The organism is Chondromyces apiculatus DSM 436 (assembly GCF_000601485.1).
GTDB classification, from domain to species: Bacteria; Myxococcota_A; Polyangia; order Polyangiales; family Polyangiaceae; genus Chondromyces; species Chondromyces apiculatus.
On sequence record NZ_ASRX01000116.1, the window covers coordinates 1 to 23,855 of the forward strand.

Annotated in this window: 23 protein-coding genes and 2 pseudogenes; 15 read left to right on the plus strand and 10 right to left on the minus strand. The window is 71.9% G+C overall.

The window, feature by feature from the left end; translation table 11 throughout:
- Window positions 1-30 precede the first annotated feature (30 nt).
- Window positions 31-612: a hypothetical protein gene (locus CAP_RS41415; RefSeq protein WP_044251602.1), complete on the minus strand. Its 582-nt coding sequence runs from the start codon at window positions 610-612 to the stop codon at window positions 31-33.
- Window positions 613-657: 45 nt separating this feature from the next.
- Complete coding sequence (locus CAP_RS41420) at window positions 658-1,383, minus strand: esterase/lipase family protein (protein ID WP_044251607.1); 726 nt, start codon at window positions 1,381-1,383, stop codon at window positions 658-660.
- A gap of 118 nt (window positions 1,384-1,501) precedes the next feature.
- On the opposite strand from CAP_RS41420, the gene CAP_RS46760 reads away from it, so the two are divergent.
- On the plus strand, window positions 1,502-3,889 hold the full coding sequence (locus tag CAP_RS46760) for an FG-GAP repeat domain-containing protein (protein ID WP_156041626.1): 2,388 nt from the start codon (window positions 1,502-1,504) through the stop codon (window positions 3,887-3,889).
- Between the two features lie 131 nt (window positions 3,890-4,020).
- On the opposite strand, the gene CAP_RS41430 is transcribed toward CAP_RS46760, so the two are convergent.
- Both CAP_RS41430 and ybiA read right to left on the minus strand, forming a co-directional pair.
- Complete coding sequence (locus CAP_RS41430) at window positions 4,021-4,809, minus strand: hypothetical protein (protein ID WP_044251610.1); 789 nt, start codon at window positions 4,807-4,809, stop codon at window positions 4,021-4,023.
- Window positions 4,810-5,394: 585 nt separating this feature from the next.
- Window positions 5,395-5,850: a riboflavin biosynthesis intermediates N-glycosidase gene (gene ybiA / locus CAP_RS41440; protein WP_044251615.1), complete on the minus strand. Its 456-nt coding sequence runs from the start codon at window positions 5,848-5,850 to the stop codon at window positions 5,395-5,397.
- A gap of 58 nt (window positions 5,851-5,908) precedes the next feature.
- Here ybiA and CAP_RS41445 point away from each other — a divergent pair, with 58 nt between their 5' ends.
- Window positions 5,909-6,754: a phosphatase PAP2 family protein gene (locus CAP_RS41445; protein ID WP_156041627.1), complete on the plus strand. Its 846-nt coding sequence runs from the start codon at window positions 5,909-5,911 to the stop codon at window positions 6,752-6,754.
- Between the two features lie 33 nt (window positions 6,755-6,787).
- Here the strand turns inward: CAP_RS41445 and CAP_RS41450 are convergent, their stop codons facing one another.
- On the minus strand, window positions 6,788-7,051 hold the full coding sequence (locus CAP_RS41450) for a macro domain-containing protein (protein WP_052376862.1): 264 nt from the start codon (window positions 7,049-7,051) through the stop codon (window positions 6,788-6,790).
- Between the two features lie 64 nt (window positions 7,052-7,115).
- Entirely contained in the window at window positions 7,116-7,421 is a 306-nt protein-coding gene (locus CAP_RS41455; protein ID WP_044251622.1) for a hypothetical protein, read from the minus strand.
- Between the two features lie 148 nt (window positions 7,422-7,569).
- Here CAP_RS41455 and CAP_RS41460 point away from each other — a divergent pair, with 148 nt between their 5' ends.
- Both CAP_RS41460 and CAP_RS41465 read left to right on the plus strand, forming a co-directional pair.
- Entirely contained in the window at window positions 7,570-7,812 is a 243-nt protein-coding gene (locus CAP_RS41460) for a hypothetical protein (RefSeq protein WP_044251625.1), read from the plus strand.
- 264 nt (window positions 7,813-8,076) lie between these two features.
- On the plus strand, window positions 8,077-8,682 hold the full coding sequence (locus tag CAP_RS41465) for a hypothetical protein (RefSeq protein ID WP_044251627.1): 606 nt from the start codon (window positions 8,077-8,079) through the stop codon (window positions 8,680-8,682).
- Between the two features lie 43 nt (window positions 8,683-8,725).
- On the opposite strand, the gene CAP_RS41470 is transcribed toward CAP_RS41465, so the two are convergent.
- Window positions 8,726-10,861, minus strand: coding sequence for a DUF8728 domain-containing protein (locus CAP_RS41470; RefSeq protein WP_044251629.1), 2,136 nt, complete (start codon window positions 10,859-10,861; stop codon window positions 8,726-8,728).
- Between the two features lie 26 nt (window positions 10,862-10,887).
- On the opposite strand from CAP_RS41470, the gene CAP_RS41475 reads away from it, so the two are divergent.
- Complete coding sequence (locus CAP_RS41475) at window positions 10,888-11,421, plus strand: tetratricopeptide repeat protein (protein WP_044251631.1); 534 nt, start codon at window positions 10,888-10,890, stop codon at window positions 11,419-11,421.
- A 31-nt stretch (window positions 11,422-11,452) separates the two neighbouring features.
- Here the strand turns inward: CAP_RS41475 and CAP_RS41480 are convergent, their stop codons facing one another.
- The 3 genes from CAP_RS41480 to CAP_RS41490 form a co-directional block, all read right to left on the minus strand.
- Window positions 11,453-11,662, minus strand: a complete 210-nt coding sequence (locus CAP_RS41480; protein WP_044251632.1) for a Uma2 family endonuclease — start codon at window positions 11,660-11,662, stop codon at window positions 11,453-11,455.
- Between the two features lie 45 nt (window positions 11,663-11,707).
- Window positions 11,708-12,463, minus strand: a complete 756-nt coding sequence (locus CAP_RS41485; protein ID WP_044251635.1) for a hypothetical protein — start codon at window positions 12,461-12,463, stop codon at window positions 11,708-11,710.
- A gap of 142 nt (window positions 12,464-12,605) precedes the next feature.
- Window positions 12,606-14,666: a hypothetical protein gene (locus tag CAP_RS41490; RefSeq protein ID WP_044251638.1), complete on the minus strand. Its 2,061-nt coding sequence runs from the start codon at window positions 14,664-14,666 to the stop codon at window positions 12,606-12,608.
- Window positions 14,667-14,951: 285 nt separating this feature from the next.
- Between CAP_RS41490 and CAP_RS41495 the strand changes: the two genes are divergently transcribed.
- The 10 genes and pseudogenes from CAP_RS41495 to CAP_RS55500 all read left to right on the plus strand — a co-directional run.
- The gene (locus CAP_RS41495; protein WP_044251640.1) at window positions 14,952-15,713 is read left to right on the plus strand and encodes an SDR family NAD(P)-dependent oxidoreductase; all 762 of its coding nucleotides are present in this window, start codon (window positions 14,952-14,954) and stop codon (window positions 15,711-15,713) included.
- Window positions 15,710-16,129, plus strand: coding sequence for a RidA family protein (locus CAP_RS41500; RefSeq protein WP_197041577.1), 420 nt, complete (start codon window positions 15,710-15,712; stop codon window positions 16,127-16,129). The genes CAP_RS41495 and CAP_RS41500 overlap by 4 nt, the downstream gene beginning before the upstream one ends.
- Entirely contained in the window at window positions 16,126-16,737 is a 612-nt protein-coding gene (locus CAP_RS41505; RefSeq protein WP_081865812.1) for a MarR family winged helix-turn-helix transcriptional regulator, read from the plus strand. Before CAP_RS41500 ends, CAP_RS41505 begins: the two co-directional genes overlap by 4 nt.
- Window positions 16,734-17,528: pseudogene (locus CAP_RS41510) on the plus strand (enoyl-CoA hydratase family protein); the annotation flags it as partial. The gene CAP_RS41505 and the pseudogene CAP_RS41510, both read left to right, overlap by 4 nt.
- A 263-nt stretch (window positions 17,529-17,791) precedes the next feature.
- Entirely contained in the window at window positions 17,792-18,973 is a 1,182-nt protein-coding gene (locus tag CAP_RS41515; protein WP_044251642.1) for an acyl-CoA dehydrogenase family protein, read from the plus strand.
- 3 nt (window positions 18,974-18,976) lie between these two features.
- Window positions 18,977-20,464 carry an oxidoreductase gene (locus CAP_RS41520; RefSeq protein WP_044251645.1) on the plus strand — a complete coding sequence of 496 codons (1,488 nt, stop codon included), beginning with the start codon at window positions 18,977-18,979 and terminating at the stop codon, window positions 20,462-20,464.
- Window positions 20,465-20,482: 18 nt separating this feature from the next.
- On the plus strand, window positions 20,483-21,304 hold the full coding sequence (locus CAP_RS41525) for a creatininase family protein (protein WP_052376863.1): 822 nt from the start codon (window positions 20,483-20,485) through the stop codon (window positions 21,302-21,304).
- The gene (locus CAP_RS55495; protein ID WP_269325009.1) at window positions 21,301-21,429 is read left to right on the plus strand and encodes a hypothetical protein; all 129 of its coding nucleotides are present in this window, start codon (window positions 21,301-21,303) and stop codon (window positions 21,427-21,429) included. Before CAP_RS41525 ends, CAP_RS55495 begins: the two co-directional genes overlap by 4 nt.
- Window positions 21,430-21,723: 294 nt before the next feature.
- Window positions 21,724-23,493 (plus strand): DNRLRE domain-containing protein, encoded by a 1,770-nt coding sequence (locus CAP_RS51640; RefSeq protein ID WP_156041628.1) that lies wholly within the window; start codon window positions 21,724-21,726, stop codon window positions 23,491-23,493.
- 43 nt (window positions 23,494-23,536) lie between these two features.
- Window positions 23,537-23,855, plus strand: a pseudogene (locus tag CAP_RS55500) (hypothetical protein); the annotation flags it as partial.

The following is a 23,855-nucleotide window of genomic DNA, read 5'->3' on the forward strand; positions in this document are numbered from 1 at the left end:
CTGCCCCCTGCCCCCTGCCCCCCGCGGCTCCTACCAGTACCGCCGCCCTGGCGCCCGCGCATCCCGGCGCTCCTCGTGGGACGGCGCCGGGTTCGGCCACCAGTTCGTGAACGCCTGCCGGTGCAGCGTCAGCCGCAGCAGATCCAGCCCGGCCACCGCCCCGATCGAGTTCGCGTCATTGCTCCCCACCGTCCCCAGGATGGTCAGCGTGAACCCCAGCGGCGCCCCCAGGTTCACCGCCCCCGCGAACCCGCCCGACCCTCCTTCCCACAGCCGCATGTACGCCCCTGCGTCCAGCGCCAGCCCGAACCCCCCGGCCTGATACCCCCACGTCGCGCCCCGCGCCATCAGCGCGAACTCCGACCCCACCTCGAACGTGGTCGTCATCCGCACCAGCCCCCCGCCGATGAACCGCCCATCCGGCGACGTCCCCACCCCGATATCGCCCGTCAGCACCCCGTTCAGCGCCCGCTCCGACCCCCTTTGCGACCACGAGACGGCCCCACCTCCGACCATCAACCACGACGAGATGTCAGCCCGCGCGGGCGCAGCCCATCCAAGCGCGGCGAGCGCGCACGAAGCAGCCAGGAGCGACGAAAACGGCGAACGCACGCGGCCGAGGTAGCACGAAGCCGCGCGGGGATCAGCCTTCCCGCGTCAGCCGCCCCGCCCAGCGTGCTCCAGCACCCGCCGCACCAGCACCCCTGCCACCTCGTCGTCGAACAGAAGCGCGCTGTGCCCCCGCCCCTCCATCACCTTCACGTCGCCTCCTGGCAACGCGTGCGCGAGCGGCGCCCGCACCACGGAATCGGCCCCCGCCACGATCGACAGGTGCGGCACCTCCCGCCCCTCCGCGCCCATCCCCAGCCGCACCCGCCGCAGCACCTCGCTCGTGGGCGAAAGCTCCCTCCCCCCGGCGAACCCCAGGAGCTGTGCCCCTGGCACCCCCCCGAACGGCGTCCCCAGCGAGATCGTCTGCACCACCCGCGCGTCCCCCGACTCCAGCGCGTACAGCCGGCACACCACGCCCCCCATGCTGTGCCCGCACAGGTGCAGCCGCGCCCCACCGGGCAGCGCCCTCACCGCCGCCTCCAGCCGCTCCACGGCCGGCCCCAGCCCCGACGTCGACGGATACGACACCGCCGCCGTGTGCACTGTCACCGCCCGCCGCGCCATCCGCCCGATCGCCGCGCGCAGCGGCCGCACCACACCGGCGGTCGCGAACATCCCGTGCAGCAGCACCACCACGTCGTCCCCGTCGCACACCCCCTCCGGCAGCACCGCCCGCGCCGCGTCGTGCCGCATCAAGAGCGCGTGCCTCGCGAACGCCGCCACCTCCTGGCCAGCCGTCGCGAGGGCCTGCGTGGAGAGCCGACGACGCATCCGCCCCCCATACCACGCCCCACCCCCGCGATCTGCACAGCGCGTCACGCCTCTTTCGCTCCCCTCCCGTGGAACCCGCTTCCCTCCGCCGCACCGCACCGCCACCATGGCTTCCAGCATGCGACGCTCCCTCCTCTCCCTCCTCCTCGTCCCCCTCGCCCTCATCCCGGCCTGTGAGTGTGGCAGCGAGGGCACGAACCCCTCCTCCACGGGCTCGGGCGCTGCGGGAGGCGCGGGCGGCGCGGGCGGCGGCGGCTCGACCAGCACCGGCCTCTTCGACGCCGGCGCCTGCAACAGCGACACTGCCTGCGACGGCGGCGTCTGCGTCAACGGCGCCTGCTGCGACGCCGACCTCGCCTGCGGCGACGCCTGCTGCAGCGACGGCCAGCTCTGCTCCTTCCAGCAGTGCCAGACCCCGGGCGCCGAGTGCACCGACTCCAGCGAGTGCCCCGACGACCACTACTGCGACTTCTCCCTCGGCGACGACGGCGCGGGCGGCGCTGGTGGAATGGGCGGCTCCAATGGAACGGGCGGCGCGGGCGGCATGGGCGGCGCGTGCACCGGAGGCGTCGCCACCCTCACGGGCCGCTGCCTCCCTCGCCCTCCCCTCTGCCCGAACGGCCAGGATCCCGATCCCGACAACCTCACCTGCGTCGCTGCCTGCCAGGTCGTCCCTGCCAACACCACCTTCGAGGCCACCCTCAAGTACGCCTGGGGAGGCCAGACCACCGCGCCTTTCGCGACCGACGTCATGATGTCGCCCATCGTCATCCAGCTCGACGACGACGACTGCGACGGCAAGATCACCGAGCGCGACATCCCCGAGATCGTCTTCTCCACCTTCGCGAACGGCGCTTACACGGGCGCGGGCGTCCTCCACGCCATCAGCGTCGTCGAGGGCGTCCTCGTCGAGAAGTGGGCGACGCCCGGCATCGTCAACGCCACCAAGCACATCGCTGCCGGCAACATCGACGGCCTCCCTGGCAACGAGGTCGTCGCCTGCGGCAGCGACGGCACCGCCCGCGCCTTCCGCGGCGACGGCACCCCGCTCTGGACCAGCGCCGCCATGCCCTGCTTCATGCCCTCCATCGCCGACCTCGACGCCGACGGCACCGTCGAGGTCATCGTCGAGGGCGGCATCCTCGACGGCGCGACGGGCGCCCTCGAAGCCTCCTTCTCCGCCCCCCTCGCCACCTCCTTCGTCGTCAGCGACATCGACCTCGACGGCCAGCTCGACGTCGTCACCGCCAGCCAGGCCTTCCACGCCGACGGCACCCTCTTCATCGACACCGCCGTCTCCAACCAGAGCTTCTTCTACGGCACCTCCGACTGGAAGAGCCCCTGGCCTGCCGTCGGAGACCTCGACGGCGACGGCACCCCCGAGGTCGTCGTCGTCGACAACCCGAACCACACCCTCCACGTCTGGCAGGCCGACGCCGGCGCGCCTGGAGGCTTCCGCATCGTCCGCGATCCCGTCGACATCAACGGCCCCATCCCCCCCTCCGCCTGCGCTGCCGGGAGCTGGGGCAACACCCACGGCGGAGGCCCCCCCACCATCGCCGACTTCAACGGCGACGGCTTCCCCGACGTCGCCATGGCTGGCGGCGTCGGCTACGTCGTCTTCGACGGCCGCGAGCTCACCGACCCTGCCGTCCTGGGCCCTGACACCCTCATCTGGATCAAGCCCACCGTCGACTGCTCCTCGGCCTCCACCGGCAGCACCGTCTTCGACTTCAACGGCGATGGCCGCGCCGAGGTCGTCTACAGCGACCAGCAGCGCATGCGCATCTACGACGGCCCCACGGGCGACGTCCTCTTCCAGACCTGCAACACCACCGCCACCCTCATCGAGAACCCCGTCATCGCCGACGTCGACAACGACGGCCACGCCGACATCGTCGTCATCTCCAACGCCTACGGCTCGAACAGCGCCGGCATCCAGTGCAACGACGGCGTCGCCAACGGCCAGTCCGGCGTCCGCGTCTTCGGCGACCCCGCGGGCGCCTGGGTCCGCACCCGCCGCGTCTGGAACGAGCACGCCTACCACATCACCAACGTCGCCGAGGACGGCTCCATCCCCCAGCTCGAGGCCCAGAACTACCTCACCCCGGGCCTCAACAACTTCCGCCAGAACAAGCAGCCCGGCAGCGAGTTCGCGGCCCCCGACGCCGTGGTCTCCATCGCCCCCCAGTGCACGGGCGCCTATGCCCTCGCCGCCACCGTGCGCAACATCGGCGAGGCCCCGCTCCCGGCCGGCGTCACCGTCGGCTTCTACGCCGGCGCCCCTGGCTCCGGCACCCCACTCGGCAGCGGCGTCACCACCCGCGCCCTCTACCCTGCCGAGGCCGAGGTCGTCGTCCTCCCCGGCGTCGACCCCGCCATCCAGAGCGGCACGGTCTACGCCATCGTCGACGACGGCTCCCCTCCGCACCCCCTCTGGACCGAGTGCCGCACCGACAACAACACCTCGGCCGCCATCTCCGGCCGCTGCAGCACCGTCGAGTGATCCCTGACGTGGGCGCGCGGGCTCGCGGGCGCGCGGGCTCGCGGGCGCCCGCGCCTGCCGAGACGTCTGCGCGCACCCCCTCGCGCCTGGCCGACGCCCCCTGCGCCGGCCTCCCTCCGCCGCCGCCTTGCTCAGTACCCGGGCAGCTTGTTGCGAGCGAAGCGGCCGATGACGATCGGACGCCCGCCAGGCCCCGAGTGGTTCGGGTAGTACGACGAGGCCATCGACCCCTGGTTGCTCCAGGTGTGCGCCACGACCTCTCCCGTGACCGGATCCGCGTCGAGGAAGATCAGCCCTGCGCCGACCCCCTGCACGTGCCCGTTGATGGTGCTCGGATCGCCTTGCCACCGCGTGTCCTGCATGCCGTGCACGGTGCGCGTCGAGTCGACGATCTCCAGGATGTAGCGATCGAGCCCCGTCGGCGTCGTGGTGAAGAACTCGATCTGGCTCACCACCATCAGGTAGCTCTGCACCGTCTGCCCATCGCCCCCGTACTTCACCGCGAGGATGTCGCCCGGCAAGGTCTCCAGTGCGCCGTCGATGCGGTAGAACCGGTTCTCCTCCTCGATCGCGTCGTAGTACACCGTCGAGCTGGGGCTGGTCGAACCCCACCACGACATCCCGATCGAGGGGGGCAGCCCGTGCCCGCGCACCAGCCCCAGCGTCAGGAAACAGGCCCCCTTCGTCCGCGCTGACGAAGGGTTGTTCCCGCCCGGCCAGGTGATCTGACAGGACTCGCTCGGGCTCGCCCAGATGTTGCGCTCCTCCGCGGGCTCTGCGCCCCAGAGGTCCAGGACCAGGTCGTACATGAGCGGCAGGTGGTCATCCGGCGTGACCGGCGCCGCTGCGCTCGTGGCACTCCACATCAGCGTTGCAACGGACAGCAGTGACGACAGCGAGAGGCTCGAGACCTTCTTCATGTTTCATTCTCCTACTGCAACGTGGCCTTGCATCCTCGGGGGTCTCCCGGAGGCCCGTGTGACACCATCAAATAGATGAGACTGCCACTGTCGCTGCAAGCACCGAGCGCACGTACCGACACGCTCACGCAGGCGATGAAGCTCTCTCGTCATGCGCGATACGATCACGCGTGGCATCACCACCCACGTCCCCACCGTCGCCACCACCTGCACCGGCGCGCACGTCACCTTCGCGACCCGCGTGCCCTCCTCGCGAATGCGCACCGGTCAGTGCCTCGACCCCTGCGAGATACCCGCGAGCTTGCACGGGTCAGTGCATTCAGGGCGCGCCCTAGTTGCGAGCTTGCACGGGTCAGTGCACTGACCCCTGCGAGATACCTGCGAGCTTGCAGGGGTCAGTGCATTCAGGGCGCGCCCTAGTTGCGAGCTTGCACGGGTCAGTGCACTGACCCCTGCGAGATACCTGCGAGCTTGCGGGGGTCAGTGCACTGACCCCTGCAAGATACCCGCGAGCCCGCCGAAGTAAGTCCCCACACCTTCACGCGCGCCGAGATCAGCCCCTCTCTGACCCCCTGCGCGACGGCGTCAGCGTCCCTCTCGCTCCCGCAGCGACGCGCGCAGCTCCATCAGCAGGATCCCCAGCATGTTCTTCCCGGAGCCGTCGCCGCCGTCGCCCCAGTAGGCGTCGTTCTCCGTGTGCTCCACGAGCTTTGCGTCCCCTGTCGACAGGAGGAGCTGCGCGAGGTCGGGGTGCTGCCCGAACTTCGCCTCCAGCGCCTCGCGCATCACCTGACACTTGACCTCCTCCCAGTCGGCGCGCAGGGGCTTCTTCCGATCGCGCCCCATCCGCGCCGCGATCATCGGCGAGCTCACGACGCGGATCTTCTCCTGCTCCTCCGGGTCGAAGAACTTCTGCGCCTGGAAGTAATGCTCGCTCGTGGGCCAGCGCTTCCCCTGGAGTTCAATGGGATGGGCCGCGAAGTTCGAGAAGTCCCCGTGAGGCCCATCGACGCCGTAGAACCGGATCGCATCACCCGTCATGCCTGCTCCCTCCGGGGTCACCTCCGCGACGGCCCCCGGTCGAGGCTATCATCGCTCCGTGCGCCACTCTCTCTTGCTTCTCCTCGCGGTGTGGCTCCTCCCGGCGCGGTTCGCCCACGCCGATCCGGCCGATGGCAGCCCCTTCCACGTGCGCTGGGAGGTCGACCTCCCCCTCATCGCCGCGAGCGGGCTCGCCGGGCTCACCCCCGAACTCTTCAAGGGCGAGCTGTCTCCGCCCTACTGCGGCCTCTCGTGCGACAGGGCGAACCTGAACGCCCTCGACCGCACCGTCGTCGGCAACCGCTCCGTGGTGGCGCGTCGCCTCTCCGACGGCTTCGTGAGCACCAGCATCGCCCTCCCCTTCGTCCTCGACACCGTCGACGTCCTGATCTCCGGCCAGCGCGGCCTCGGGTGGCTCAAGGACGCCACGGTCCTCACCGAGGTCCTCGTCGTGAACTTCGCCATCAACAACGTGGTGAAGTTCGCGGTGAGCCGCCCCCGCCCCCTCGTGTACGACGCGGGATACGCCGAGGAAGAGCGCCTCCATCCCGACGCCGCCCTCTCGTTCTACTCCGGCCACAGCTCCACCTCGTTCGCGATGGCCACCGCCTACAGCTACCTGTTCATGAAGCGCCACCCGCACTCCCCCCTGGTGGTACCGGTCTGGATCGTCACCGAGGGCATCGCCGCGACCACCGCCGCGCTCCGCGTCGCCGCCGGGAAGCACTTCTGGACCGACGTGATCGCCGGCGCCGGCGTCGGCGCCTCCCTCGGCCTGCTCGTGCCCGTCCTCCACCGGAACACGGTGTTTCCCGTGGAGAGCGGCGCCCTGCGCGGGATGCACCTGAGCCTCCTGCCCACCGCCTACCCTGGCGGCGGCGGCCTCTCCGTCAGCCTGCAGTAGCGCCAGCCTGCAGTGGCGTCAGCTTGCAGCCGCTCAGCGAGGCGCCGGAGGTGAAGGTCGGCCCCGGAAGCCGCCATAGGCTTGCGCCATCTCCCGGGCTGCGTCCTCCGGTGGGACGCCGCCCACCAGCGTGGCGAGGCCTGGGCAGAACCGATCGCGCACCGCCTCCGGATGCGCGGCGGCCACGCGGAGCACGGCCCTCAACGCGCGGCAGGCGTGCGTCGCGGGGACATGCTCGGGCATCAGCATGGGGGGCGCGACGATGCGGACATAGGCTTTGTCGACGACGCCATCCATGAAGCCGTAGCTGTTGGCCGGAGAAGAGCCCGCGGAACGTGAGGGTCGGGAAGACGCGGCGAGCTCACAGCGACCGGAGCATCTCCCGCGTCCCTGCGGGTCCGGTGATCTCGACGTCTACAGGGCCTGCGCCGGGCTCGATGGAGAGCTGGAAGCGGAGGAAGCTACAGCAGACCTGCTCTTGCTCGATGACGGCTGCCAGCTCGGCGAGCAGGCCAGGTCGGTGCTTGAAGTGAAGGCGCAGCCCCTCGTCCAGATCGGTGACCTGCTCCGCGCGTTCGAGAAGCCCGGGGATCAGCGCCTGACGACGCTGGGCGAGCTGCGCAGAGGAGAGGCTGCAGGAAGGCCGCGCGGGAGATCCGGTGCTCATCGCGCGTCCATCGTGACACACGCTGCAGGGAATTTCGCCCGTTCCCCGGATCAACAGGCGATCAGGCCCAGAGCGGCAGGAACCCTCCCATGTCCGGGACTACCGCAGCGATCATGCACGCGCGCGCAGATCGGGTAGGTAGAAGATCATGGGGACGATCCTCGCGTCCATCTACTGGCTGACCCAGGCAGGCTCGCTGCTCTTCCCCGGCACCGCCCTCACCGATCCCGAGTTCGCCGGCCGCACGCCGTACATCGGCGGGGTGGTGCCCATGAACCAGCTCACCATCGAGATCGTGTTCCTCACGCTCGTGGCCGTGGGCTTCTTCCTGGAGTGGCGGGCCCTCAAGCGGGCCCCCGAGCATGCCCCCGAGGGCGCGACGGGCACGTAGCGCGCTGAGTGTCCCGTGACAGGTGTCTCACCGTCCCGCGCGCACCGTGTCACGCTCGCCCTGCGTGAACCCGCGCCACGGCGCGCTTCCGCCTGGAAGGACGGCGCTTGCTTGCTCTGGAGCCCACCGACGGCAGCGGCACGCGCGTTGCTCTAGCGTGCTCCGAACGCTGCACAGTGAGGCCCCTGAAGAAGGCACGGTCGCTGCGCAGCGTGAGGGACACAGGATGGGCCGCTGCGCGCTCGCGCGGCGGCGCGCCCGTCCATGCCCCTCGATGAAGGCAACAACCTGCGAGGGAACATCATGAACAAGATCACCCGATGCCTCGGTGGCATGCTCGTCCTCCTCTCCACGCTCACCGGATGCATCGCCGAAGCCCCGGAGGACACGGAAGAGGACCTCCTCGTCGAAGAAGGAGAGGAGGAAGAGGTGGGGGAAGCCGCTGACGCGCTCGTCGCCTGTGGTACGGGCAGCACGCCGGACGTCACCACGTCGGTGGACCTCTACAACGTGCAGGTCAATCCGAGCTACGGGCAGGCGCCCCTGTGCCCGTCGCACTTCGTGATCGAGCGCTTCGCCTCGACGGCCGGTACCTACCGGGTCTCCGCTTCCCTGCCCGGGAACTACCTCTCCGCGGCGACCTGCAGCGTCGGCAAGGTGCAGGTTTACGTGTGGACGAGCAACGGGACGGCGCTCTCGGACCAGGCGATGGGGACGTGGAACGGGACGAGCTGCGTCGCGACGGCCGAGGTCACCTTCTCGGAGGCCGCGCAGGGCACGTTCCGGGCTGCTGTCGGCGCCGAGCGGGGCTACATCGACGGGCGGCAGGCGGTCCAGGTGCCGCTGAAGTTCTCGGAGTACAAGCTCTAGCCCGGGGGCGCTCCGGGAGCATCGACCCCCGCCCTCCCGGCAGTCAGCGCAGGAGCCAGGCGTGAAAGCTGCGCCACGCGCCACGCACCGCGCGGATCCGCACCCGATCGCCTCTCCCGACGTCCTGCAGCGAGACCTCGACCGCGTGCCAGCGCCCCTCGGGGCGCGGCGCCACCTCGACGCGGTGAGCCTCCAGAGCGCCCGCGTCTCCGCCGCGGCCCGCGCCCTCTCCGGGTGGCTTCCCGCCCACGAGCACCTCGATCGCGACGGGGCCACCTCCGTCGGTGCGCAGCAGGAGCCGGGCCGGTCCGCTCGAGGCGCCTCCCGCGACGACGAAGGACTCTTCCCGCCCCTCCGGCACCACGCGGCCCGCATCGAACCGCCGCCCACCCGACGCCTCCGGCGCCCCCTCCAGCACCGCGCCGATGCTCCAGCCGCCGCGCGGCGCCGGGATCGCGTAGCCGTGCTCCTTCTCCGAGATCAGGTCGCCCACGTCGATCTCGTCGATCACCCGAGGCCCAGGCGCACCCGCAGCGCCGCGCGCGCTCCCCGGACTGGAGGGCGCCGCCCCGAGCGCGCTCCAGTCGGCCTCGTAGATCACCTTCTCGGCAGCGCCGCAGATCACGTTGTCCTCGATGGTCACGGCGTCGACGCGGCGGCCGAAGTCCTCGACCAGGCCTCCCCACCAGCCAGGGTAGAGCGCCATGACGTCGGGCCGCTCGGCCGGGTCGAGGCGCTCGATCAGCTCGACGACCGCCGGGACGCCGTGCACCGAGGCGCGCGCGAAGGGCATGCCGCGGTAGCCGCCGAGGCCGAGGCCATCGAGGGCCGGCAAGCCCGAGAGGTACGGGATGGCGCCCGCGTCGTTGAGGAAGACGCGCCGCGGGCGAGGGACGCGGGCATCGAGGCGGCGCGCGACCTCCACCTGCTGCCCCACGATGTTGGCAGACGCGCGCGCGAAATGGTCGATCTGGCGCCCGAACCACACCGAAGGCGCGAGGCTCGCGACCCCGAGGAGCGCAGCCGCCACGAGCGACGCCGCCCGGCCACGCCGCGCCAGCGCGACGGCGCCGAGGAGCGCCGCGAGGAGGAGCATGAGGAGGGTGGGCGCCGCGTAACGGAGGTTCTGGAAGCGCGCCGTGGCGTTGAGGCAGGCGAGGAGCAGCGCGCCATACGCGCCGACGAGGAGGGCGAGGCCGAGGCGGCGCGAGCGGCGATCGAGGGCCGCGCAGAGGCCGAGGAGAGGCAGGATCCAGGCGACGCGCGGTCCACCGAGGGCGCTCTCCAAAGCCTGGACGCGCAAGGCGAGGAGGTTGCGCGCGACCTCGAGCGCGGCGTCGAGGGGCGTGAGGTAGGGGTTGGAGGTGATCAGCTTGCGGACGGCGCCCGCCGCGCCCCACTCGCCGGTGAGGGCGCGGTTGAGCGCCGCCTGGGCGAGGACGAGGGCCGCCGTCGGTACCGCCGCGCGGGCGAGGGCCTTGTAAGGATTCGCGGCGCCTGCCGCATGCGCGACGCCGAGGGCGAGCGCGCCCGAGAGGACCGCAAGCTCGGGTCGGGTGGCGACGAGGAGCGCCGCCCAGAGGCCCGCGCGGAGCTGGGCGCGGGGCCGGTCCGCAGGCGCGGCATGCTCGCAGCGGCGGACGGCGACGAGGGCACGACCGAGGATGACGCCGAGGAGCGCGATCTCCATGCCCGAGAAGAAGCTCCAGTCGAGCAGGGGCACGGCGAGGAGCACGAGCGGCGCACTCCACGCGATCCACGCGATCCACCGGGCACTCCACGCTCCCGCCGCTGGCCGCGGCCCGAGGTCGAGGCGCGGCGAAGGTCCAGCGCCCGGATCGAGGAGCGCGCGGGCCGAGCCGATGAGATCGACGAGGCAGACGCAGGCGACGAGCGCCGCAAAGAGCCCGAGCCAGGCCCCCCGGAAGCCGACGAGCCAGCCCGGAGCGAGGACCAGGGGATAGACGAGGCTGGTCCCTCCCGACGAGTACCCGTTGCCCGGGATCCACGTGGAGAAGTGCCCGAGCGCGGCCGAGCGCGCGAACGCGAAGTGGATGTAGACGTCGTCGAGCGGCGCAGGCCACACCCCGCCCGTGCGCCGCAGGGCGGGCGCGTAGAACGCCACCGCCCCTGCCAGCACAGGCAGCACCGCCGTCAGCCGAAACCACCACCACCGCACCGGGACGTCGTACTAGACTGCGCGCCATGGCGTCACGAGCGATGACCACCCCCACCAGGGACGCGGCCCACTGGGACGCCGTCGAGGAAGCCGCCGAGCTTCTGCAGGAGCACCGCTACCAGGATGCCCTGTCCAACCTGCGCGACGTGATCCAGAAGGACGCCGGTAACCCCTACGCCTACTTCTTCGTGGGACAGGCGATGTGGGAGCTCGACCAGGTGGAGCCCGCGCGCGACGCCTACCGGGCCGCGGTGCATCTCTCCCCGAACTACCTGGGCGCCCGGGTGTCGCTCTCCCACGCGCTGCGCCGCCTCGGCGACACCCAAGGCGCCCTGGGCCAGGCGCAGGAGGCGCGGCGGCGCTTCCCCGACGATCCCGACGCGCTCTACGCGCTCGGCATGGCCCACGCGGCGCGCGGGCAGCGGTTCCTGGCGCGGAAGCATTTGCAGGGGTTCCTCGACACCAACCCCGAGGTGGAAGCCAAGCAGGAGGTGCAGCAGGTGCTGCAGATGCTCGGCATCGGCAACGAGGGCGACCCGCTCGACGTCGACGACGATTGAGCCCACCCCGGCAGGGTGAGGCTGCGCGGGTTCAGGCCGAGGGCTCGGGGCGCGCGGGCGACGCGGGCGGCACCGGCGCTTTCCAGAGGAGCGCGAGGTCGATCTCGAGGGCGTCGAAGGGCTCGGCGCGGACCTTTTCGGTCCCCTCGTGCAGGCCGATGACCAGCCAGCGCTCGTCGAGCCCCCGGCGGTAGACCTCCAGGGTGCGCGCCACAGGCTCGACGATCCACACGTACGGCACGCCCGCGCGGGGCACTCCTGCGCAGCAGCGTTGCCGGCCAGCTCTTCAGCGGCGGGCGGCGAAGCGGGCGGCGAGGGATTCGGCGCCGGCTTGGCGGGCGGCGGCGGCGCAGGCGCGGAGGGCGGCGGCGCGCTCGATGGCAGCGGCGCCGCGGGGGGCGGCGCGGGCGCGGGCGGCGATGGAGCGCTCGAAGGCTTCGGTGGCGGCAGTCTCGTCGCCCATGGCGGCGAGGAGGCGGCCGAGGGTCAGCTCGGCGAGGGCGGTCTGGCGGTCGGTGCCCGGGTAGAGGGGCTCGGCGAGGGCCTGGCGGAGGGCGGGGATGTCACCGGCGGTGATGGCGTCGGCGAGGCGCTGCTCGGGGGCCGGGTCGCCGGGGAGGAGGCCTGTGCGCTGTTCGAGGTAGCCGAGGGCGGTGCGGGCGATGCGCTGGAAGGTGGCGAGGCCGTCGTGGGGGGCTTCGAGGATGCCGCCGCCGGCGCGGGAGGCAGTGAGGTCGAGGTCGAGGACGAGGACCAGCTCGTGCTGCTCGCCGAGGACCACGAGGTCGTCGGGCCAGTCGAGGGAGCTGTCGTGCTTGAGCCAGTCGGTGGCGCGGGCCAGCTCGCCGCGGCGGAGGAAGGTGGTGCCGTCGGCGAGGACGAGGCCGTCGGTGGCGGCGTAGAGGGCAGCGAGGTCGGGAGGCTCGGGGCCGGTGCAGGGCCACGGGTCCGCGGCGGGGGGGCGGCGCTCGGTGATGGAAGGGTGGGCGAGGAGGGCGGCGACGCGGGGCGAGAGGTCGGAGAGGTGGGGGAGGTCGGTCACGGGGCGGTGGCGTCAGGGTACACGGCGCTCACGGGGCGGGGGCGTCAGGGTACACGGCGCTCACGGGGCGGGGGCGCCAGGGTACACGGCGCTCACGGGGCGGGGGCGCCAGGGTACACGGCGGCGTACACGGCGCCCGCGCTCAGGGTGCAGGGACGCGGCCGACCGGATCGCTGGCGAGGTTGCGGAGGAAGGTCGTGGCCTGCTGGCGGGCCTCGGGGACGCGGAAGATCACGAAGTGGCCGTCGCTGTCGGCCGGGACCGGCCACTGGGCGAGGACGCCGGAGGCGGCGCGGTCCGCGAGGTTGCCGGCGAGGCCATCGGCGGGGATGGTGACGGGGGCCGGGCCTGCCCAGCGGGCGTCGGGCGGGGGGTACTGGCCAGGGGCCTGGAGGGGGAGGCCCATGGCGATGGCGTGGACCTCGATGCCGCGGGGCGGGGCGTAGCTGTCGCCGATGCCGTCGGGGTTCACGCCCTCGGTCATGTAGATGCTCTTGGGGGCGAAGCCGGGGCGCGGCTCGCGCACGATGGACGCGGCGTAGTGCACGGGATCGACGACGTCGACGATGCTCTGGGCGAGGGAGATGGCGGGGTGGAACTCGTTCAGCTCGGCGCCGTCGTCGCCGGTGAGGCCGAGGAAGATGGTCTTGACGGCCGTGGCGACGCTCGGGGACGGCTCAGTCTTTTCGAGGAGGGTGATGGCCATCTGGGCGGAGGAGCCGGAGAGGACGGCGCCGCGCACGGCGTTGTCGGCCGCGAGGAAGAGGGGGCCGTTCAGGCCGCCCTGGGAGTGGCCGAAGAACATCACGCGGGTCTTGTCGAAGAGGATCTCCTTGCCGCTGATGGACACGGAAGCGGGGATTACGGCCGCCGCCTCGGAGAAGAGGCGCGCGCGCTGGACCTCGTCAAGGGCCGACTGACGGGTGTTGGTGCGGGCGGCGGTGATGTTCATGAAGTTGAAGAAGAGGATGGCGGTGGTGCTGTCGTCGTCGGGCGCGCCCCAGCGGGTGCCGTGGAAGATCTGGTCGACGCCCATGGTGGCGAGGCACTGGGCGGCGAGGGTGCGGGCAGTGCCATCGTGCACGTAGGAGCGGTAGCTGCCGCCGGTGCCGTGGGCGTAGAGGACGATGGGGTAGCCGGCGTCGGGCATGGGGCAGTCGGCTTCGAGGGGGACGGTGAGGGAGAAGCGGAAGTCGTAGAGGCCTTCGACGCGGGGCTCGCCGTTCTCGTAGCGGAAGTCGCCGCCGTCGCCGTAGGTGGTGAAGGGGGACTTGCCGAACTGGTAGTTGGGCGACGGGCCGTACTGACCGATGTACTCGGTGGAAGTGGGCGCGGGGGGAGGGGCCTCGGGGTCGACGACGGGCTCGATGCGGCGCCACGAGGAGGGGCGGAAGCGCGGGGCGGGGACGCTGGCGACCAGGTGGTCGCGCAGGGCGAACATCTCGGCGGTGGGGTCGCTGGTGGTGAAGACGGTGAGGTGGACGAGGTGGTCGCGGGAGATGCCGGCGGCCTCGATCGCGGAGAGGGCAGGATCGAGGGCGTCGCGGGCGCGGGAGATGCGGCCGGTGTCGCCCTCGGCGGTGGGGTCGAGGCCGAGGACCTGGCGGAGGTCGTCGCTGGCGCCGAGGGTGCCGCCGCCCGCGGCGCGGAGATCGTCGGTGACCACGAGGGCGTAGCGGGTGCGCGGGCGCAGGGGAGCGCCGAGCGTCGGCATGAAGGCGAGGGTGTCGGGCTGCCAGTAGACGCCGCCGCCTTCGCGCCAGTGGAGCGCGATGGGGCGGCGCTGGCCGTGCTCGGGAGAGGCAGGGTCGATGTCGAGGAGCTGGACGGAGGAGGTGGCGGCCTGCGCGGCGGCGGGGTCCGCAGGGAGGGTCGCGGGGTCGATGGGGCCGTCGAAGCGGAGGTAGCCCGCGGCGACGGGCGAGAAGCCGTCGAGGGTGCCGCGCATGGCGCCGATGTACTCGGTGAGGATGGGCTGGCCGCGCGGGTTGACGTAGCCGTCGAGGCGGGGCGCGCCGTGTTCGAGGCGGAGATCGCTGGGCCAGGGGGCGTCGAAGAAATGCTCGCCCTCCAGCGCTGAGAGGGTGTCGGGCGCGATCCACAGGGCGCGGTGCTCGGGTTCGCCGTCGCCACAACCGAGGGCGGCGACGCAGGAGGCGATAGCGATAAGGGAGACGGCGCGCGGCAATCGCATGGGCGCCATGATGCGCCTCCGAGGAGGGCGCAGGCAACCATTGGTGCGGCCGGATCTCGGGTGCGGTGCGTGGTCATTCCGTCGGGACAGGCTGTTCGGCGCCCGGGGTGTGATGCGCTGGCCGTGGAGCGAGCGCTGGCGGATGACGCACCGCGGCTGAAGCGCGGCGTTGAAGCGCGGCGTTGAAGCGCGGCGTTGAAGCGCGGCGTTGACGCGATGACGCGCGAGGATGGGGGCCGGACGCGCTCTCGTTTCCCCCTTGAGCTTTACATATCAATGATTTAGAGCCGCTGCATGTCGCTGCAGGGCAAGGTCGCGCTGGTGACTGGCGGGGGCCGCGGGATCGGGCGGGCGGTCGCGGAGCGGCTGGCGCAGGACGGGGCGCGCGTGGTCGTGGCCGGACGCACGGAGCCGGAGATCGCGGCGGTGAGCGAGGCGATCGGCGGGATCGCGCTGCGGCTGGACGTGGGAGACCGGGCGGAGGTGGCGGCGGCGCTGCCGCGGCTGCGGGAGCTCGTGGAGCACGTGGACATCCTGGTGAACAACGCCGGGGTGGCGGAGAGCGCGCCGTTCTTCGAGACGACGGACGAGGCGTGGGACCGGATGTTCGCGGTGAACGTGACGGGGGCGTTCGCGCTGTGCAAGGCGCTGGTGCCGGCGATGATGGAGCGGGGGTTCGGGCGGGTGGTGAACGTGGCGTCGAACGCCGGGCTCACGGGGTACGCGTACTCGAGCGGGTACTGCGCCTCGAAGCACGCGATCGTGGGGATGAGCCGGGCCATGGCGCTGGAGATCGCGCGGTCTCCGGTGACCATCAACTGCGTGTGCCCGGGGTGGGTGGAGACGCAGATGTCACGGGAGGCGGTGGCGCGGATCCAGGCGAAGACGGGGCGGTCGCTGGAGGAGGCGCGCAAGGCGCTGACCTCGATGTCGCCGCAGCGGCGGATGGTGGAGCCCGACGAGGTGGCGGCGGTGGTGGCGATGCTGTGCACGCACGAGGCGCGCAGCATCCATGGTCAGGCGATCCCGGTGGACGGGGGACAGGTGATGTCATGAGTGAGCGACTGACGTTCGTGCAACCCGAGGGGTGGGCGCGGCCGAAGGGGTACGCGAACGGGGTGGTGACGCGGGGCAGGACGCTCCATGTCTCGGGCCAGGTGGGCTGGAACGCGGAGGGGGTGTTCGCAGCCAGGGACATGGCGGGGCAGTTCGCGCAGGCGCTCGACAATGTGCTCGCGGTGGTGCGCGCGGCGGGCGGGAAGCCCGAGGACGTGGCGCGAATGACGGTGTACGTGACCGATCTCGATGCTTACCGGGGGTCGCTGCGCGAGGTGGGGGCGGCGTGGAAGAGCCGCTTCGGGAAGCACTTCCCGGCGATGGCGCTGGTGGGGGTGGCGGGGCTCGTGGAGCGCGAGGCGGTGGTGGAGATCGAGGCGGTGGCCGCGCTGGGGGACGAGGGGCCGAGCGCATGAGGCGGGGCGCGCCGGCGCGCAGGCCGGTCTCGCCGCCGGCGAAGGCGGAGGACACGCTGCGGGAGCAGGCCTCGATCCGGGCATGGGTGCGGATCCTGGCGGTGCACAAGCGGGCGCTCGCGGCGATCCGGCTGGATCTCGAGCACGAGATGACCATGCCGCGGTTCGACCTGCTGGCGAACCTGACGCGCACGGATGGGCAGACGCTCGCGGCGCTGTCGCGGACGATGCTGGTGACCGCGGGGAACCTGACGGGCCTCGTGGACCGGGCGGCGCGCGATGGGCTGGTGGAGCGGCGGGCGGATCCGAACGACAGGCGGGCGTGGCGGGTGCACCTGACCGCGAAGGGGCAGCGGGCGTTCCGGGACGCGGAGCGGCGGCACGCGGCGCGGATCGCCAAGGTGTTCGCGGCGCTCGCGCCGGCGGAGCTGACGACGTTGACGCGGCTCCTCTCGAAGCTGCGGGACACGGAGCGGGCGGCGGCGGCCCCCGCGGCACGAGGGACGGCGCCTGCGCGGGCACGGCTGGCGCGGCCGGCGCGGTCTGCCACGATCACCCGAGAACGGCGCCGGAAGACGCCCCCCGACGACGAGGAGACCAACGGATGACCCTGAACCCCAAGAGCTTTCACCTGCAGATCGGCCGCGGTGTCGCGACCATCACCCTGGACCGGCCGGAGCGGCTCAATGCGCTGACCTTCGAGGTGTACAAGGAGCTGGAGACCACGTTCCGGTCGCTGGAGCACTGCGCCGAGGCGCGGGTGGTGCTGATCACGGGCAGGGGGCGGGGGTTCTGCTCGGGCGGCGACGTGGAGGGGATCATCGCCGAGCTGTTCGGGCGCGACGTGCGGGCGCAGCTCGAGTTCACCCGGATGACGGGGGCGCTGATCCAGAGCATCTGCGAGCTGCGGCGGCCGGTGATCGCGGCGGTGAACGGCGTCGCTGTCGGCGCGGGGGCGGTGATCGCGGCGGCGTGCGATCTGCGGGTCGCGGCCGAGAGCGCGCGGTTCGGGTTCATCTTCCCCAAGGTGGGGCTGTCGGGGGCCGACATGGGGGCGAGCTACCTCTTGCCGCGCATCCTGGGGCAGGGTCGGGCGGCGGAGCTTCTGTACTTCGGGGACCTGGTGGGCTCGCAAGAGGCGCTCCGGATCGGTCTCGTGAACCGGGTGGTGCCCGACGAGGATCTGCTCTCGACGGCGCGGGCGTGGGCGGACCGGCTGGCGCGCGGGCCAGCGTTCGCGCACGCGATGACCAAGCAGATGCTGGACAGCGAGCGGGGGATGACGCTGTCCCTGGCGATCGAGGCCGAGGCGCAGGCGCAGGCGCTGTGCATGGCGCACCCCGACTTCCGGGAGGCCTACGACGCGAACCGGGAGAAGCGGCCGCCGCGGTTCGAGGGGGCGGAGATCTGCGACGAGGGGCTGGTGACGCTGGAGGTGCGGGCCGGGCAGGAGTCAGGGGCGGGGCAGGAGGCGCGGGTACCGGAGGCGCGGGTACAGGAGGCGCGGGTACCGGAGGCGCGGGTACAGGAGGCGCGGGTACAGGAGGCACCCCAGGGCCAGCCCTCGTCGCTGGTGCCGGGCTCGGGTGGGCCTGCCCGGGTCATCACCGAGCCGCCGCCAACCACCCTGGAGGGGGCTGCCACGCCTCCCACGCGGCGAGCATGAGCGCGCTTTCCTTCTCCAGCGAGGTGCTGCCGATCTTCTTCGAGGAGCGGCACAGGGCGCTCAGCGCGAGGCTCACACCCGAGCTGCTCGCGCCCCTGGCGAGGACCCACGATGGCGCGGAGTCAGCGCGGCTCCTCGGTGAGCCGCTCGGCCTCTATGCCCACCTCGTCCCCGAGGCGCTGGGCGGGGCGCCGGCAGGTCGGCCGGGGGACGCCACGGCGATCGACGTGCGGGCGCTGGTGCTGATCCGCGAGGCGCTGGGGCAGGTGTCTCCGCTCGCGGACTCCATCTTCGCGGTGCAGGGGCTCGGGTCGTACCCGGTGGTGCTGGCGGGCTCCGAGGCGCAGCGGCAGGAGATCTTGCCGGAGGTGATCCGGGGGAGCCGCATCTGCGCGTTCGGGTTGACCGAGCCGGAGGCGGGGAGCGACGTGGCGTCGATGCGGACGGTGGCGCGCCGCGAGGGCGAGAAGTGGCTGCTCTCCGGGGAGAAGACGCTGATCTCGAACGTGCCCATCGCGCACCACGTGGTGGTGTTCGCGACGGTGAGCCCGGAGGCGGGCCGCAAGGGGATCTCGGCGTTCCTCGTGGAGGCCACGGCGCCGGGTCTGACCATGGAGCCGGTGCCGCTGTCGGTGCCGCATCCCCTGGGGCGGCTGCGGCTCGACGGGTGCCCGGGGGAGCTGCTCGGGGAGCCGGGGACCGGGTTCCGGGTGGCGATGGAGACGCTCGATGCGTTCCGGATCTCGGTGGGCGCGGCAGCGAACGGGATGGCGTCGCGGGCGCTCGCGGAGGCGGTGAAGCACGTGCGGCGGCGGCGGCAGTTCGGGGTGGCGCTCGCGGAGCAGCAGATCGTGCGGGCGTACCTGGCGGAGATGGCCACGGAGCTGGACGCGGCGCGGCTCCTCGTGGCGCGCGCGGCGCACCAGCGGGACACGGCGACGGGCCGGGTCACGGTGGAAGCGGCGATGGCCAAGATGTACGCGACGGAGGCGGCGCAGCGGATCATCGACAAGGCGGTGCAGCTCCACGGCGGCTCCGGGGTGACGCTGGAGACCGAGGTGGAGCGGCTGTACCGGGAGATCCGGCCGCTGCGCATCTACGAGGGGACGACGGAGATCCAGAAGCTCATCATCGCCAAGGGCGTGCTGGACCGGGCGGCAGCCGCCGGGGAGAGCTGAGCGATGTGGCGGCCGCCGGAGCGGATCCGCCACGCGCTGCCCGAGGAGCTGCCTCCCACGGCCGAGGAGGCAGCGCGGTCGCGTCTCTTCTCGCCGCTGCGCCTCCAGGCCGGGCTCACCTTGCTGGAGCGCACCTGGGTGCCGGCGATGGTGCCCTGGCGGGCCACGGAGGAGGGGTTCGTGTCGCCCGAGATCCTGGGCTGGTACGGGCGCTTCGCCGAGGGGGAGCCAGGGGTGCTGGTGGTGGAGGCGACGGGCATCCGGGACGTGCCGAGCGGGCCTCTCCTGCGGATCGGACACGACCGCTTCGTGCCGGGGCTCGCGCGGCTCGTGGAGGAGGTGCGCCGGAGGAGCGGGGGGAGGACGCGGCTGTTCATCCAGCTCATCGACTTCCTGCGCATCCGGCGGCGGCCGGAGCGGGAGCGCTACCTGCGCGCGTTCCTGGTGATCGGCAGGAGCCACCGGGAGCGGCTCGCCGCGCTGCGGGAGGAGGCGCGCTGGGAAGACGCTGGAGACGGCGAGGTGCGCGAGGCGCTGTGCGGGCTCGGCGACGCGGAGCTCGGGCAGGTGCTCGACGCGCGGGAGCTGGAGGAATTGCAGATGGGCGCCCGGGAGCGGGTGACCGACGTGCACGTGCCGGAGATCCGGGATCTGCCCCTCACGCTCCCCAGCCTGTTCGCGGGCGCGGCGGCGCGGGCGAAGGAGGCGGGGTTCGACGGGGTGGAGCTGCACTACGCGCACGCCTACACGATGGCGTCGCTGCTCTCGGCGCGGAACACGCGCGAGGACGGCTACGGGGGCCCGCGCGAGGCGAGGGCAAGGCTGCCGCTCGCGGTGTACCGGGCGGTGCGCGAGGCCGTGGGAAGCGATTACGTGGTCGGCTGCCGTTTCCTGTGCGACGACGTCATCGAGGGTGGCAATCGTGTGGAGGACGCTGCCCATTTCGGGGTGGCGTTTGCGCAGGCCGGGATGGATTTCCTGTCGCTATCGACCGGCGGCAAGTTCGAGGACGCGAAGCAGCCCAAGGTGGGGCACGCGGCGTACCCGTACACCGGGCCGAGCGGGTACGAGTGCATGCCCACGGCGGTGTCGGACGCGCGAGGGCCCTTCGGGCGGCAGATCGCGCGGCAGGCAGCGGTGCGGCGGGCGGTGCGGGAGGCGGGGCTGGCGACGCCCACGGTGGCGGCGGGAGGGCTCTGCACGTTCGCACAGGCCGAGGGCATCCTGGAGCGCGGGGAGGCCGATCTCATCGGCGCGGCGCGGCAGACGCTGGCGGACCCCGACTGGTTCCTGAAGCTCAGGCTGGGGCGCGGGGGCGAGGTGCGCCGCTGCATCTACAGCAACTACTGCGAGGGGCTGGACCAGCTCCACAAAGCAGTGACCTGCCAGCTCTGGGACCGGGAAGACCTGGAGGCGGCAGGCACGGCGACCACGGACGACGGGCGGCGGCGGCTCGTGGCGCCGTCGTGGTCGCGGCCACGGGGTGCCTGATCTAGGGTGCGCAGCACCATGCAGGGAGAGGTCGAGGACGGGGCGGAGCTTCGGCTCGCGAGGCTGACCACCGAGGCACTGGACAGGGTGCTGAAAGGAAAGGCGCCCTGTGCAGCGCTGGTGCCGGTGGGGTCGGTGGAGCCGCATGGTCCGCACCTGCCGCTCGGGACCGACACGGTGATCGGCGAGGCGGCGGCCCTGAGGGCGGCACGGCGGCTGCGGTCGGCGGGAGTCGAGGCGCTGCTCGCGCCCTCCGTGGGATACGGGGTGACCGATTTCGCGGCAGGCTTCGCGGGCGCGCTCTCGGTGCCCGCGGCGGCGCTGTCGGCGTTCCTCCGCGCCGTGGTGGAGGCGCACCTCGCGGCGGGGTTCGTGCACGTATGTCTGGTGAACAACCACCTGGAGCCAGCGCACGATGCCGCGGTGCGGGGCGCCATCGCGGGGCTCCCGGAGGGGAGGGCGTCGGTGGCGTGCCCGCTCACCCGACGCTGGGGGCGTACCCTGGGAGACGAGTTCCGGAGCGGCGCCTGCCACGCCGGCCGGTACGAGACCTCCCTGGTGCTCGCCGCAGCGCCCGAGGAGGTGCGGCGCGATCTGGCCCGCGCGTTGCCCGACCTCGATATCAGCCTGTCGGTGGGCATCAAAGCGGGGAAGCACACCTTCCAGGCAATGGGCATGGACGCTGCCTACACCGGCGCACCGGGCGCAGCGTCGGCCGAGGAAGGAGCCGCATTGCTGGACCGACTGGCCGAGATGATCGCCACGGAGGTCAGCGAAGGGCTGGCCGCGCTGAAGACCCTGGCGAATGGCGAAGGGTGCGGCGGAGCACATTCAGGTTGAGCGCGCTCGTCGCCCTCGATCTCGTCGTCCTCGTCGTCCTCGTCGTCCTCGTCCTCGTCGCCCTCCTTCCGGAGTGCGGTGTGCAGGCACTTCTGGACAGAGGCATCCCGGGTGCGCCATACTGAAAGGTTTTACCGCGGTCCATTTCGGCGGCGGCTGGCGTGGTGAGGGGCCTGCACTGGACAAGTCCACTCCGCGTGCCTGATACTGAGGGGATTTGTTAAGACTGATTAAGCACCGATCGCCTGTGCTGCCTATCGTGGCCCCGGAAAAACCATTGACGTGAAGAGGCACCTCCTTAGAATCGACCCTGGTTCTTAGCGGCTCCACTCCGTCGCGACGCGGCGCGGAGAGGCCGATGCCCCCTCGCACCCAGGTGGGACCCCCCCGTCACCGCGGTCGGACCTGGAGACAGCATCATGAGAAAACGCCTGCTCGCGAGCCCCTCTCATCCTCTCTTGCTCGCCGCCCTGGCGGCCTTCGCTGGAGGCCCGCTCGCGGCGGGCTGCATGGCGCCTCCGCTCGATGACGAAGAGGTCGTCGGAGAAGTGGAGCAGGCCGTGGAGACCTGCGTCACCATCCAGACTGGCGTGGGATCCAGCTCAGTGCAGGATGCGCTCCTCCACCAGGGATACCCGACGACGAATTTCGGCACGAGCCCCGACATGTACGCCGGCGTCTACACCGCTGGCGGCGCGCTCCAGCGCTCGCTGGTGCAGTTCGATCTCTCCGGCATCCCCGCCGGCACGCCCATCACCTCCGCCAACATCTCACTCTACGTGGCCTACGCGACGGCCCCCACGGACACGGTGCGCCTCCGCCGCACCACCGCCCCCTGGTCGGAGACCACGGTGACCTGGAACTCGCACAACGCGGCGTTCGCCTCGACGATCGAGGGGTCGTTCACCGCAGGCTCGGGCGCGCGGACCGTGAACGTCACCTCACTCGTGCAGAGCTGGGTGGACGGCACCTACCCGAACTACGGGTTCTACGTGGAGGAGACGGCGAACCGCACCCAGATCAAGACGACCAACGTGTCCGACTCGGAGGTGGCGCGTCGGCCGAAGCTCGTGGTCTGCTACGACAACGGGAGCGGCTCCAGCACCACCGCCACCACCAGCAGCAGCAGCTCCACCACCAGCAGCTCCTCGTCGGGATCGGGCGGCTCGGGCGGTTCAGGCGGCTCAGGCGGTGCGGGAGGCTCGGGCGGCTCGGCAGGTCCGTGGCCCGGGACCGGGGTCGGCTACAGCGCACCCATCAGTTGCGCCTCCAATGCGAATGGCGCCGGCAACAACTGCGGGTCAACCAGCGACGACAACTGCTGCGGGGTGCTCAACGTGCCCGGCGGGACGTTCAACCGCGCCAACGATGCGACGGTCCCGGCGACAGTGAGCAGCTTCGCGCTCGACAAGTACCCGATCACCACGGGTCGGTTCCGGGCCTTCCTTCAGTCGGGGCGGGGCACGCAGCAGAACCCGCCGACCCCGGGCTCGGGCGCGAACCCGTACACCAACGGGGTCGATACGGGCTGGAACCCGGCCTGGAATCAGTACCTCGCCGCGAACATGACGACGCTCGACGCGGCGCTGAAGTGCGACGAGTGGGATTCGTGGAACTCGTGGACCACCACCCCCAGCACGCGGGAGAAGAAGCCCATCGTCTGCCTGACCTACTACGAGATCCGCGCCTTCTGCGCGTGGGACGGTGGGTTCGTGCCGACCGAGGCGCAGTACAACTACGCGGCGGTAGGCGGCAATCAGCAGCGGCCGTACCCCTGGGGCGCAGACGAGGACAATGTGCCGCTGCGCGCCGCGAACGATTGCCTCGCCGACGGGTCGGTCGCAGGCAACTGCAAGAACACCGATCTGGTGGAGGTGGGCATCTTCCCGCTGGGCGTGGGGCGCTGGGGTCACCTGGATCTGTCGGGGAACGTGTACAACACCACGCTCGACAGCTCGAACGTGTACAACTACCAGGCGAACTGCGTGGATTGCGTGCGCTATGACAATGGCGACGTGAACGGCAATGGCACCATCACCTGGGGCGGGAGCTGGGTCGCGAAGCTCTTCAAGCTGAAGAACGACTTCCGGGCCGGGTACGAGAAGTCGGCGCGGCGGTACTACCGCGGTGGGCGGTGCGCACGGCTCGTGAACTCCGGGATGAACGAGCAGCATCCGGTGGACCCGTAGCCGGAAGTTGGCCCAGGGCTGCACGCGCTGATACGCGCGCAGCATGGGCCTGCGTCGGCTCCTCGCTCTATCCTCGCTCGCGCTGGGGGTGCTCCACCTGAGCTGCCCCCGGATTGATTCCTCACAACTCCAGGGGCTGGTGGCGCCCGAGGTGCTCGGGAAGCTCTATCCAGGGCCCGAGAAGGTGGCGGTCTTGCCGGAGGGGGGCTCGCTCGCCTCTGGGGGGGGCGCCTTGGCGGAGGAGGGGCGCGGCGCGCCCCTCCTCCGCCAAGGCGGGCTCGCCGCAGGGGATGAGGCCCTGGGGGGGGACGGAGAGGTTGGGGCGGGGGACGGAGAGGTTGGGGCGGGGGACGGCAGAGGTT